Annotated in this window: 9 protein-coding genes; 6 read left to right on the forward strand and 3 right to left on the reverse strand. The window is 71.2% G+C overall.

Annotation, left to right across the window (positions count from 1 at the left end; genetic code table 11):
* Window positions 1-27: 27 nt before the first annotated feature.
* Window positions 28-876 (forward strand): 16S rRNA (cytidine(1402)-2'-O)-methyltransferase, encoded by an 849-nt coding sequence (rsmI, locus tag AB0K12_RS24005; protein WP_364565201.1) that lies wholly within the window; start codon window positions 28-30, stop codon window positions 874-876.
* A gap of 10 nt (window positions 877-886) precedes the next feature.
* Entirely contained in the window at window positions 887-2,473 is a 1,587-nt protein-coding gene (locus tag AB0K12_RS24010; RefSeq protein ID WP_364565203.1) for a phospholipid carrier-dependent glycosyltransferase, read from the forward strand.
* Here AB0K12_RS24010 and AB0K12_RS24015 read toward each other — a convergent pair.
* Complete coding sequence (locus tag AB0K12_RS24015; protein WP_364565205.1) at window positions 2,400-3,956, reverse strand: hypothetical protein; 1,557 nt, start codon at window positions 3,954-3,956, stop codon at window positions 2,400-2,402. The genes AB0K12_RS24010 and AB0K12_RS24015 overlap by 74 nt on opposite strands.
* A gap of 99 nt (window positions 3,957-4,055) precedes the next feature.
* On the opposite strand from AB0K12_RS24015, the gene AB0K12_RS24020 reads away from it, so the two are divergent.
* The 4 genes from AB0K12_RS24020 to AB0K12_RS24035 all read left to right on the forward strand — a co-directional run bounded on the left by AB0K12_RS24020 (window position 4,056) and on the right by AB0K12_RS24035 (window position 9,144).
* Window positions 4,056-5,279 carry a glycosyltransferase family 2 protein gene (locus tag AB0K12_RS24020; RefSeq protein ID WP_364565207.1) on the forward strand — a complete coding sequence of 408 codons (1,224 nt, stop codon included), beginning with the start codon at window positions 4,056-4,058 and terminating at the stop codon, window positions 5,277-5,279.
* 113 nt (window positions 5,280-5,392) lie between these two features.
* A complete protein-coding gene (gene metG / locus AB0K12_RS24025) occupies window positions 5,393-7,174 on the forward strand; it encodes a methionine--tRNA ligase (protein ID WP_364565209.1) in 1,782 nt (593 codons plus the stop codon).
* A 117-nt stretch (window positions 7,175-7,291) separates the two neighbouring features.
* Complete coding sequence (locus tag AB0K12_RS24030; RefSeq protein ID WP_364565211.1) at window positions 7,292-8,146, forward strand: TatD family hydrolase; 855 nt, start codon at window positions 7,292-7,294, stop codon at window positions 8,144-8,146.
* 83 nt (window positions 8,147-8,229) lie between these two features.
* Window positions 8,230-9,144 carry a ubiquitin-like domain-containing protein gene (locus AB0K12_RS24035; protein ID WP_364565213.1) on the forward strand — a complete coding sequence of 305 codons (915 nt, stop codon included), beginning with the start codon at window positions 8,230-8,232 and terminating at the stop codon, window positions 9,142-9,144.
* A gap of 145 nt (window positions 9,145-9,289) precedes the next feature.
* Here AB0K12_RS24035 and AB0K12_RS24040 read toward each other — a convergent pair whose 3' ends face one another.
* Together AB0K12_RS24040 and AB0K12_RS24045 are read right to left on the reverse strand one after the other, a co-directional pair.
* Window positions 9,290-10,483 (reverse strand): hypothetical protein, encoded by a 1,194-nt coding sequence (locus AB0K12_RS24040; RefSeq protein WP_364565215.1) that lies wholly within the window; start codon window positions 10,481-10,483, stop codon window positions 9,290-9,292.
* Window positions 10,480-12,750, reverse strand: a complete 2,271-nt coding sequence (locus tag AB0K12_RS24045; RefSeq protein WP_364565217.1) for a protein kinase — start codon at window positions 12,748-12,750, stop codon at window positions 10,480-10,482. The genes AB0K12_RS24040 and AB0K12_RS24045 overlap by 4 nt, the downstream gene beginning before the upstream one ends.
* Window positions 12,751-12,758 lie beyond the last annotated feature (8 nt).

Genomic DNA, 12,758 nt, shown 5'->3' on the forward strand with positions numbered 1-12,758 from the left:
ATTGGGATGCCCTGCCACAATGGTCAGGTGACAGGGAACGGCAGGTTGGTGCTGGCAGGAGCCCCCATAGGCCAGGTGGGTGACGTCTCCCCACGGCTGCGCGACGCGCTGGCGGACGCCGACGTGGTGGCGGCCGAGGACACCAGGCGGCTGCGCAGGCTCGCGGCCGACCTCGGCGTCGAGCTGACCGGCCGGGTGGTGTCCTACTACGACCAGAACGAGGCGGGCCGCGCGCAGGAGTTGCTGGAGACGCTCAAGCAGGGCCGCACGGTCGTGGTGATCACCGATGCCGGCATGCCGGGCGTGTCCGACCCCGGCTACCGCCTCACCAGCCTCGCGGTCGAGGCCGGCGTGCCGGTCACGGCGCTGCCAGGGCCGAGCGCCGTCACCACCGCGCTCGCGATCTCCGGCCTGGCCAGCGACCGGTTCTGCTTCGAGGGCTTCCCGCCGCGCAAGCCGGGCGACCGGGCCCGCCGGCTCAAGGCGCTCGCCACCGAGGAGCGCACGATGGTCTTCTTCGAGGCGCCGCACCGGCTGGCGAGCAGCCTGGCGGCGATGGCCGAGGCGTTCGGGCCCGATCGCCGGGCCGCGGTGTGCCGCGAGCTGACCAAGACGTACGAGGAGGTCCGCAGGGGCGGGCTCGGCGAGCTGGCCACGTGGGCGGAGGGCGGCGTCAAGGGCGAGATCACCGTCGTGGTGGCCGGCCACGTGCCGGGCGACGTCGAGCTCGACCCCGAGGCGCTGGTCGCGGAGGTCGAGCGGCGGGTCGCCGAGGGGGAGCGGCGCAACGCCGCGGTCGCCGGCGTGGCCAAGGAGGCGGGCATGCCCAAGCGGGAGCTCTACGACCTCGTGCACAGGAAGACCCCCACCCCGTAAGGTGCGCAGGGTGCGTAATTGGGGGTTATCACCGGGCCGGCTGGTGCCGCCGTTCCAGGGTGGCGCGCTCGCCGGCTGGCTGGGGCCGCTCGCGGTGGCCCTCTTCGGCGGCCTGCTCCGCTTCATCGACCTCGGGAGGCCCAAGGCCGTCGTCTTCGACGAGACCTACTACGTCAAAGACGCCTACTCGCTGCTGGTCGAGGGCGTCGAGCGCACCATGCTCGGCGACGCCAAGAACCCCATCGCCGACCGGCGGCTGCTGGCCGGCGACCTCGACATCTTCAAGCAGTGCCCGCAGCCCGACGACTGCGCGTCCTTCGTGGCGCACCCGCCGCTCGGCAAGTGGATGATCGCGGCCGGCGAGTGGATGTTCGGCATGAACCCCTTCGGCTGGCGCTTCGCGGCGGCCGTGGCCGGCACGCTGACCATCCTCATCCTCGCCAGGGTGGCGCGCAGGATGACCCGCTCGACCCTGCTCGGCTGCCTGGCCGGGCTGCTGCTGGCGCTCGACGGCCTGCACCTCGTGCTCTCGCGCACGGCGATCCTGGACATCTTCCTCGCGTTCTGGGTGCTGGCCGGGTTCGCCTGCCTGGTGGCCGACCGCGACGACATGCGGGCCCGGCTGGCCGACCGTCATGACGCCGCGCTGTTGCGCGGGCCCCGGCTGGGGCTGCGGCCCTGGCGGCTCGCGGCCGGCGTGTGCCTGGGCGCCGCCTGCGCGGTCAAGTGGTCGGGGATCTTCTTCCTGCTGGCCTTCGCGCTGCTGTCGCTCGTGTGGGACGCCGGGGCCAGGCGGGCTCTGGGGGCGCGCGAGGCGTACAGGGGGACGCTGGCGTACGACGGGCCGGGTGCGGCCGGGGCCTTCGCACTCGTGCCCGTCCTGACGTACGTGGCCTCGTGGAGCGGCTGGTTCGCCACCTCGCGCGGCTGGGGGCGCAACTGGGACCAGGCCACCTCCTCGGGCAACCCGCTGTTCTTCGCCTTCGACTCCGTCCGCTCCTGGCTCGACTACCACGTGCAGGTCCTCGGCTTCCACAGTGGCCTGGAGACGCCGCATCCGTACATGTCGGAGCCGTGGTCGTGGCCGCTGCTGCTGCGCCCCGTCGCCTTCTTCTACAAGGGCGAGAAGTCCGGCTGCGGCGCCGCCGACTGCGCCCAGGCCGTGATCGGCGTCGGCACCCCCGCCCTCTGGTACGGCTCCGCCGTCGCCCTCGTCGCCCTCGTCGCGTGGTACGCCGCCACCCGCGACTGGCGGGCGGGCGCCGTGCTGCTCACCTACGCCGCCGGGTGGCTGCCGTGGTTCTACTACGCCGTCGCCGACAACCGCACGATGTACCTGTTCTACATGGCGCCCGTGCTGCCGTTCATGGTGCTGGCCGTCGTGCTGGTGGCCGGGCTCGTCCTCGGCAGGCGCGACGCGCCGCCCGCCCGCAGGGCCGTCGGCGCCGCCGTCGTCGGCGCCTTCGCGCTCATCGTGCTCGTCAACTTCTGGTGGCTGCAGCCCGTGCTGAGCGCCGAGACCATCAGCTACGCGCAGTATTGGGCGCGGATGCTGCTCTCCTCTTGGGTGAGTACTTCGACCACTTCGCCCACGTGACGCCGCGGCGCAGCGTGATCGCCGCCGCGATGCAGGCCAGCGGGACGGCCGGCAACACGTAGCGGTAGTCGAACTCGGCCGTCGCCGCGGGCGCGAGCAGCAGGCCCACCGCGCCCAGCCACGGAAGCACCACGGGGCCGCCGAACTTCCGCCAGCGCACGACCACGCCGTACAGGCCGATCAGCAGGATGCCGCCGAGCATGATGCCGCGCAGGTAGAACACCTTCTGGTAGCCGCTCATGATGTCGGCCCACGGGTGCACGACGCGCGTCTCGGGCGGGCCCTGCTCGTAGGCGAACGCGTCGGTGTCGGTGCGGCCGCCCGCGTAGGAGGACCACTTCGGCAGCCGCTTGGGCTGCCCGTTGCCGTCGATCTCGACGTACGGCTTGAACTGGTACATGTTGTACGTCGACTCGTCGGGGAAGCGCGGCCTCGCCCAGTGGAACGAGCGGAAGAAGTCACGCGCGACCACCTTCAGATAGTCGCCGGGCTGCGACAGGATCGCCCGCGTGGCGAACGCGCTGGCCGCGTCGTTGGTGATCTCGCTCCACTTCTTGTTGGCGCCCCACCGGTGCAGCACCTCGCCGGTGCCGGTGCCGTCGCCGTTGCCCTGCCCCCACAGGTACCACTGTGCGTAGTCCTTGCGCTGGCTGACCGGGTCGTTGATGCACAGCAGCAGAAGCTGGACCTCTTTGTACTTGTCGATGTCCATCTTGTTGCAGTCGGCGAAGATGGCCGTGCGCATGTAGAGGATCAGGCCGTCGCTGTTGGTCATGGCGAACTTGCCGTACGCGGAGGCGAACCACCCCATGTACGCCATCACCGGCACCGCGCACGCCGTCACCACCGCCACGATCGGCCGCCACCCCGTGCGCTTGACGATGAGATAGAGCACCACGAGCGCCAGGATCGGCAGCCCGATCGAGCGCGTCAGCCAGGTCAGCGCCAGCAGGAAGCCGACGACCGCGCCCGCCTTCCACGACAGGCGCCGCTTCCACAGCACCAGCGTGATCACGCCGACCACCAGCAGCGTGAACTGCGTGTCGGACATCACGAGCTGCTCGAGCTGGATCTGGTAGGCGTCGAACAGCACCGGCGCGGCGGCCAGCGTGGCGCCCCACTTCGGCAGCCTGAACTTGATCCGCAGCAGCGCGTAGATCAGGCAGGCCGTGGCCAGGCCCATGAGGTGCTGGGTGAACACCACCAGCGAGAAGCTGTGGAACGGCTGCAGCAGCATCAGCCAGAAGCTGTAGCCGTCGGGCCTGATCGGGTGCGGCCGCGGGTGCAGCGCCACCGAGACGTACTCGTAGGAGTCGTTGAACCACATGGCAGGCCCGTAGCCGAGCATGGTGATCAGCCGCAGCACGGCACCGATGCCGAAGGCCGCGGCGAACACCCGATGCCTGCGCACCATGGACAGCAGACGTGCTGCTCGACCTGGGGCGGAGTGGTCCGCAGGGGTTATCTCCGCGACGCTCACCATGTTGTAAAGAATGCCAGTCGTTTCCGGGTCCGTGCCCGACCACCGTCACGTTCAGGGCATCATGGTTCACTGGAAGAGCCTTAACTGAAGGGTAGACACGTGGAACTGACGGTGGTCATGCCCTGCCTCAACGAGGCGGAGACCGTGGAAGTCTGTGTGCGCAAGGCCCTGGCGTGCATGGAGGAGCACGGCATCGAGGGCGAGGTCCTGATCGCCGACAACGGCAGCACGGACGGCTCGCAGCAGCTCGCCCGCGACGCCGGTGCCCGCGTGGTCCATGTCGATGAGAAGGGCTACGGAAACGCCCTTATGGGCGGCATCCGGGCGGCTCGCGGCAAATACGTCATCATGGGCGATGCCGACGATTCCTACGATTTCACCGCGCTGCTGCCGTTCGTCGAGCAGTTGCGCGACGGCGCCGACCTGGTGATGGGCAACCGCTTCAAGGGCGGCATCGCGCCCGGCGCCATGCCGCCGCTGCACCGCTATCTCGGCAACCCGGTGCTGTCGTTCATCGGGCGGCTGTTCTTCCCCTCGGCGATCGGCGACTTCCACTGCGGGCTGCGCGGCTTCCGCCGCGACTCCATCCTGCGGCTGCAGTTGCAGACCGGGGGCATGGAGTTCGCCTCGGAGATGGTGGTCCGCTCGACGCTGTCGGGTCTCGACGTACGCGAGGTGCCGACCACGCTCTCGCCCGACGGCCGCTCCAGGCCGCCGCACCTGCGCTCCTGGCGCGACGGCTGGCGCCACCTGCGCTTCCTGCTCCTTTACAGCCCCAAGTGGCTGTTCTTCTACCCCGGCGTGCTCATGATGGTGATCGGCCTGGTGGCCGGCACCGCGCTGACGTTCGGCCCGGTCGAGATCGGCGAGCTGGCCTTCGACGTCGACACCCTGGTCGGCTCGTCCGCCCTGGTGGTGATCGGGTTCCAGGCGGCGCTGTTCGCCGTCTTCACCAAGGTCTACGCGGCCGAGGAGGGCTTCCTGCCGGAGTCGCCGCGCATCAGGCGGCTGATCGACATGGTGAGCCTGGAGAAGGGCCTCATCGCGGGCGGCCTGCTCGCGGTGGCCGGCCTCGTCGGCCTGGTCATGTCGCTGGTCCACTGGCAGGTGCGCAGCTTCGGCGAGCTCGACCCGCGCGAGTCGCTGCGCCTCGTCGTGCCGTCGGCCACCGCGCTCGTCATGAGCTTCCAGACCATCTTCGCGGCGCTGTTCATCAGCATCCTGGGCATCCGCCGCACCCGCGAGACCTCCGTCGACAACGCCGCCGCCGCGGCCGAGGAGGCCGCCGCCAACCTCTCGCTCGAAGAGACCACCAAGCACTAGACCCGCCCGCGCACACCGGCGGGGCCACCAGGCTCCGCCGGCCCGCGCGTGTCCCTTCGCGAGGGGGGAGTCGCGGAACAAACGATCGCCAACGACCCCGTAGGCTTGGAACCATGTCCCAGCACATCTTGACCGCCGTTGCGTGGCCCTATGCCAACGGCCCCCGTCACATCGGGCACGTGTCCGGATTCGGCGTGCCGTCCGACGTCTTCAGCCGCTACCAGCGGATGGCGGGCAACAAGGTGCTGATGGTGTCAGGCACCGACGAGCACGGCACGCCCATCCAGGTGCAGGCCGACAAGGAGGGCGTGACGGCCAAAGACCTGGCCGACCGCTACAACCGCGTCATCGCCGAAGACCTGACCGGGCTCGGGCTGTCCTACGACCTGTTCACCAGGACCACGACGAAAAACCACTACGCCGTCACGCAGGAGATCTTCAAGGGCCTCCACGCCAACGGCTACATCTTCCCGCGCACCACGATGGGCGCGATCTCGCCCTCCACCGGCCGCACCCTGCCCGACCGCTACATCGAGGGCACCTGCCCCATCTGCGGCTACGACGGCGCGCGCGGCGACCAGTGCGACAACTGCGGCAACCAGCTCGACCCGATCCAGCTGATCAACCCCAAGAGCCGCATCAACGGCGAGACGCCGACGTTCGTCGAGACCGAGCACTTCATGCTCGACCTGCCCGCCTTCGCCGAGGTGCTGGGCTCCTACCTGCAGTCCAAGCAGGGCGAGTGGCGGCCCAACGTGCTGAAGTTCGCCCTCAACCTGCTCGGCGACCTGCAGCCGCGGGCCATCAGCCGCGACCTCGACTGGGGCGTGCCGATCCCGCTCGACGGCTGGCGCGACCAGCCCAACAAGCGCCTCTACGTGTGGTTCGACGCGGTCATCGGCTACCTGTCCGCCTCCATCGAGTGGGCCAGGCGCTCGGGCGACCCCGATGCCTGGCGCCAGTGGTGGCAGAATCCCGACGCCCGCGGCTACTACTTCATGGGCAAGGACAACATCGTCTTCCACGCCGAGATCTGGCCGGCCATGCTGTTCGGCTACAACGGCATCGGCGCCCGTGACGGCTCGCCGGGCTCGCTGGGCGCGCTCAACGTGCCGTCCGAGGTGGTCTCCAGCGAGTTCCTCACCATGGAGGGCCGCAAGTTCTCCTCCTCGCGGCAGGTCGTCATCTACGTCCGCGACTTCCTCGCCCGCTACGACGCCGACGCCCTGCGCTACTACATCGCCGTCGCCGGCCCCGAGAACCAGGACACCGACTTCACCTGGCAGGAGTTCGTCAACCGCAACAACGGCGAACTGGTCGCCGCGTGGGGCAACCTGGTCAACCGGTCGATCTCCATGGCGGCGAAGAACTTCGGGGCGGTGCCCGAGGCGGGCCACCTGACCGACGCCGACCGGGCGCTGCTGGAGCGCTCGCGCAACGCGTTCGGTCCCGTGGGCGCCGAGCTCGGCCGCTCCCGCTTCAAGAACGCCATCACCGAGGCGTTCGACGTCGTCCGCGAGGCCAACAAATACCTCGCCGAGCAGGAGCCGTGGAAGCTCAAGGACGACCCCGAGCGGCAGAAGTCGATCCTGCACGTCGCCCTCCAGGTCGTCGACGACGCCAAGACCATGCTGACGCCGTTCCTGCCCAGCTCCTCCAACAAGGTCTTCGCGATGCTGGGCGGCGAGGGCGTGTGGTCCGGCATGCCGGAGATCCGCGAGGTCGACGAGGACGGCGGCACGCCCTACCCCGTCATCACCGGCGAATACGACGGCGCCGCCCGCTGGGAGCACCGGCCGATCAAGCCGGGCACCCCGCTCGCGCCGCCGTCGCCGCTGTTCAAGAAGCTCGATCCGAAGGTCGTCGACGAGGAGCTGGCCCGGCTGGCCGATTGAGAGGCGCCGCGCGGCGTGGCCCACCGGCGGGCCGACTTCTTGCACACGACCTTGCCGGATCGCCTGCGAAGCAGGCAAGAGAATCAATGAGATTCTCCGAACGGCTACCGTAGATCCGTGAGCAAGCTTCCCGCCGCGCCTGAGCCGCTTTCCTCGCCCGTCTTCGACAGCCACTGCCACCTCGACATCATGGTGGGCAACCGGCAGGCGTCATCGGGCGACCCGGTGGCGCAGGCCGCGCAGGCGTCCGAGGCCAGCGTGCGCAGCATCCTCGCCGACGCCCGCGCGGTCGGGGTGACGCGGCTCGTCACGATCGGCTACGACCTCGCCTCCTCGCGCTGGAACGCCGACGCGGCTGCCGGGCACGACGACGTCCACGCCGGGGTGGCCATCCACCCCAACGAGGCCCATGCGGCCACCCCTGAGGTGCTCGCCGAAATCGAGGCGCTGGCCGGGCGGCCCGAGGTGCGGGCCGTCGGCGAGACCGGGCTCGACTACTACCGCGACTGGGCGAGCAAGGACGACCAGCACGCCAGTTTCCGCGCGCACATCGAGATCGCCAAGCGGACGGGCAAGGCGCTGGTCATCCACGACCGCGAGGCGCACGACGACGTGCTGAAGGTGCTGGCCGAGGAGGGGGCGCCGGACGTCGTGGTGTTCCACAGCTTCTCCGGGGACGCCGAGATGGCCAAAAAGTGCGCCGAGGCCGGATATTTCATGTCTTTCTCCGGGCCGGTGACGTACAAGAACGCCTCCTACCTGCGCGAGGCCGCCGCCGTCGCGCCCGCCGAGCTGATGCTGGTCGAGACCGACGCCCCCTACCTGCCGCCGGTCCCGCACCGCGGCAAGCCCAACGCCCCCTACCTCATCCCGCTCACCCTGCGCTGCCTCGCCGAGGTCAAGAACGTCCATCCTGACCGGTTGTGCGAGGCGATCAGCGGCAACGGAGTCACGGTCTTCGGCGAGTGGTGACCATCTTTCGGTGAAGCTTTCCGGGCGCTCGCGCCGCGCCCGTTAGCGTTCGGGCCGTTTCCGGTTACTCGGAGGTGGCCCCGTTGCGAGGAAAGAGGCGTGCGCCCCGTCCGCCGATCCCGTGGCGTTCCCCGTGGACGCCCGTCGTCTGCGCGGCAGGCGCGGTGGCCGTCGGCGCGCTCGTCACCGTGTCGATGCTCGTCAAAGAGGTGACGGTGATCGTGGACGGCGAGCGCAGGCCCGTCCACGCCATGGCGGTCACCGTCGGTGAGGTGCTCGACGACACCGGCGTGTCGCTGGGCTTCGGCGACGTCGTACGCCCCGCCGCGCACAAAGAGGTCGCCGACGGCGCCACCATCGAGGTACGCCGCGCGCGCCCCATCACGCTGACCCTCGACGGCCACACCAGCAGGCACCTCGTCACCGCCACCAACGTCGGCGACGCCCTCGCCGAGCTCGACCTCACCCCCGCCGCCGGCCGGCTGTCCGCGCCGCCCGCGTACGAGGTGCCGCTCGAAGGCATGTCCCTGACCTTCTACACGCGGCGCAAGGTGCACGTGATGACCGGTAACACCCGGCGCACCTCCCGCACCACCGCGAGGACCGTGCGCGGGGTGCTGCGCCGGCAGGGCATCCCGGTGCGGCGCGGCTACCTGGTCGATCCGCCGCTCGACAGCTTCCCCAAGGACGGGACCGTCATCACGGTCACCCCGCTGCGCACCGTGACGATTCCGCGCGACGTGGCCAGGCTCGACTGGAAGGCGCTGGCGGACTGCGAGTCGCACGGGGATCCGCTGGCGTACAACGCGGACGGGCCCTACTACGGGATGTACCAGTTCAGCCTGCCGGTGTGGGAGTCGGTGGGCGGGATGGGGCTGCCGTCGGAGTGGCCGGAGGAGGAGCAGACGTACCGGGCCCAGGTGCTCTACCAGCAGGTGGGCGGGCGGTGGCAGGGGCAGTGGCCGGCCTGCGGCGACCGCCTCTTCCCCACCACCTGACCACCATCTGCTCCCCGCCTGCTCCCCGCCTGTTCCCCGCCGGATCCCCGCCTGCTCCCCGCCGGATCCCCACGGCCGGTCGACCGGCCGTGGGGATCCTGAGAAGGAGCGCTTCAGCCGGCGTCGCCTCCTGAGAAGGGGCGCTTCAGCCGGCGAGGGAGACGCCGAAGTCGGCGCCCTTCGCGGGCTGGAGCGGCTGGAGGGTATCGGCGTTCCTGCCCGCCACCGCGACCCGGCCGTACGGCTGGGCGTCCGGCTGCCCCACGTACAGCCTGTTGCCGCTGAACGCCACCGCCGAGCCGAACAGCCCGTCCGCGTCCTCCAGCCGCCGGTCCTCCTCCGCGTCCGTCCAGGAGACCACCCGCACGCCGCCCCCGTAGGGAGCGCCGATCGCCAGCCGGCCGTCCGCCGAGGCGGCCATCGAGAACCCGAACGCCTCCTTGCCCCCTTGCTCCACCCGCCGCACGGGCTTCCTGTCGGGGCCGAGCAGGTCGACGTAGCCGGGGCCTGGGGAGCTGATCGCGTACCCGGAGCCCTCGGAGTAGGCGACGGCGTAGCCGTACCGGTCGCCGGAGGCGCCGGTCGGGGAGTCGATCTTGACCGTGGTGAGCTTCGCGGCCAGCACGTCCTCGATGAACACCACCGACCCCGAGTCGATCTTCCCGTCCTCGACCTGGCGGCCCAGGCCGTCGTCGTTCTCGTACGGGACGCCGACGACCAGCGCGTTCTCCGGACCGAACGCCAGCGACCAGCCGAACTGGTCGCCGACCTCGCTGTTGCCCCGCACGTCCACGCTCTCCTGGCTGATGCGGCGCAGCTCGCCCGGGCCCTTGCGCACGTAGACGGCGCCGGTGTCGGGCAGGTCGCCCTCGTCCTCGTACGGCGCCCCGATCGCCACCAGGTCGCCCCGGGCCGCCACTGACCAGCCGAAGTGCCCGAACCGCTGCGGCTGCGCCGCGGTCAGGCGGAGCGGGGGAGCGGCCCGGCCGCCGTAGATCACGTACGCGGCGCCGGCGTCCTCGACGCCGTCCACGTCCGCGTACGGGGCCCCGACCACCAGGTCGGCGCAGGCGTCGCCGTTGACCTGCGCCAGGCGTACGGACCAGCCGAACCCGTCGCCCTTGGCCGGGCCCGGCACCGCGACCGGCACGACCTTGCCCGCCGACAGGACGTGCACGGCCCCCTTCTGCTCGTCACCGAACGGATCACCGACGACGACGTCGTCCACCCCGTCGCCGTCGAAGTCCGCCGCACCCGCGCACGCGGCCGTGCCGGCGACGGCCGGAACTCCCGTCATCGCCGCCAGCAGCCCGATGAGCAGCACCAACGCCCTGATCATCCCAGCGCCACCTCGATCTGCTGCCCGTTCTCGAGCATGGTCGCCGTCATCGTCACCGGCTTGCGGTAGGCCGCCATGTCGAACACGAACGCGCTGTCCAGCCGCCCGCCCGGCAGGATGGCCGGGGGCAGCGTGAGCGCGGCCGCGTCGTGCTCGGCGCCCCGGTCGTCCACCATCGTCACCACGGGCTGGACCAGCTCGCGCCGCTCGCCGCCCAGGTTGATCATCGTCCAGCGGACCACGCAGAGCTGTCCCTTGGTGGCCGGCATGTCCTGGTAGGTCTTCAGCCCGCACTCCGGCGCCACGGCCACGATCGCCACCGGGTCGTCGAAGTTCGGGCCGAGCGCGAACCTGCGGCCCACGTCGTTGGGCTTCGCGCTGCCGGCGACCTGGGAGGGGGTGGCCTGGTTCGCGGTGATGGGCGTGTTACGCCCGGACGTCACGATCAGCACGGCCATCGTCACCACGATCGCCGCCACGGCCGCCACGGCGGCGATGAGCCACCGCGTGCCCGGCGTGCGAGTCCCGTTGAGCGTGTCGGGCTCGTCAACGGGCGTGCCCAGCGGAGTTCGCGTCCCGGGCTGCGTCTCCGCGCTTAACTCCCGCCCAGGCAGAACACCCTCCGGCAGAGGCTTAGCGCCCGGCAGAGATTCAGCGCGCGGCAGAGAATCAGCGCCCGGCGGAGATTCAGCGCCCGGCAGGGGACCGCCACCTTGCCTGGCTTCACCGCGCGGGACCGGCCCGCTGTCCGACGTGGCTCCGCCGCCCCGGGACGGGGACCCATCGCGCTGCGCGGGCCCACCGGCGAACGCCGCCGGTGCCGACTCGCCGCCTCCTTGCGCCGTCCCGGCGTCTTGGCCGGCGTCCGGCTGGGAGGACGCACCGTCCTCCTGGCCGGCTCCACGCGACCGCTTGCCGTAGGAGAAGAGCCCCAGCGCCCGGCCGGCACTCGCGGGGGGTTCTGTCTGGCCGGGCACCTTCCAGCGGGCCAGCTCCTCCTTGGCCGCCTCTTCCTCCCGCCGCGCCCGCTCTTCGACGGACGCCTGGTCGTGTTCCGGCACGTTCGGCGAGGGAACCGCCGCACCAGCGCCGAAGGCCGCAGGCGGAACCCCCAGCTGCCGGCCGGCCCTCGAGCCGGTAACGGCGCCCGAGCCGGCACCCGGTCCGGTCGCGACCCCTGAGCCGCTGCCCGGCCCGGTAACGGCCCCCGAGCCGGCACTCGGCCCGGTTGCGGGGCCCGAGGCGTTGCCCGGCCCCGTAACGGCCTCTGGGGCGACGGCCCCACCCTTCACCCCGGTCGCGTCGCTCGGGGGTGGGGTGGTGAAGGTGGCGGTGATGTCGGGTTCGTTGACGACGTTCTGCGGAGGCTCCCATTCGCCGAGCATCTCGGTGGCCACCAGCGTCGGCGGGTCGGCGACCGGAGCAGCAGTCGCGGGGGCGGGCGCGGTGCCGCCCACCAGCGCGATCAGCAGGTCCTGGGCGCTGGGCCGGAGGGCGGCGTCCATGGAGGTGGCCCGGCGTACCAGCTCGTTGAGCGGTGCGGGCAGCGCCCCCAGGTCGGGCGGGTTGTTGAGCACGCGGGTGGCGAGCGTGATGGGGTCACCGCGCCCGAACGGATGCCGCCCGTTCCCGGCATAAGCCACAAGACATCCCCACGCGAAGATGTCGGCCGCCGGACTGACGGCCTCCCCGCGTACCTGCTCGGGCGCCCACCACCCCGGACTGCCCAGCAGCTCGCCGGACATCGTGAACCCCGTCTCACGATCGAGCGCCCGTGCGATCCCGAAGTCGATCACGCGCGGCCCGGAGATGGACAGGATCACGTTCGCCGGCTTGAGGTCCCTGTGCACGAGCCCGGCGACGTGGATCGCCGCCAGCGCCGCCGCCACCCCCAGCGCCACGCCGTGCAGCGGCCCGGGATCGAGCGCCCCGTAGTTCGTGATCTGCGCGGACAGGGGAGTGCCCGCGATGTACTCGGTGACCATGTACGGCCGCCCGTCGCCGGTGTTGCCGTTGTCCAGCACCTGGGCCGTACAGAACGAGGCCACCCGCCGGGCGTTCTCGACCTCGGCGTGGAAGCGCGCCGCGAACCCCTCCTGGTTGGCGAACTCCGCCTTCACCACCTTGAGCGCGACGAAACGCCCCGTCGGCGCGCGGGCGAGGAACACGGTCCCCATGCCGCCCTCGCCGAGGCGGCCCAGCAACCGGTACGGCCCGATCTCCCGCAAGTCGGTCGGCCGGAGCGGCGCGGCGCCCGTTGGCTCCATGAGGGACG

The sequence above is a fragment of the Nonomuraea sp. NPDC049419 genome, assembly GCF_040676995.1.
Taxonomy (GTDB): Bacteria; Actinomycetota; Actinomycetes; order Streptosporangiales; family Streptosporangiaceae; genus Nonomuraea; species Nonomuraea salmonea.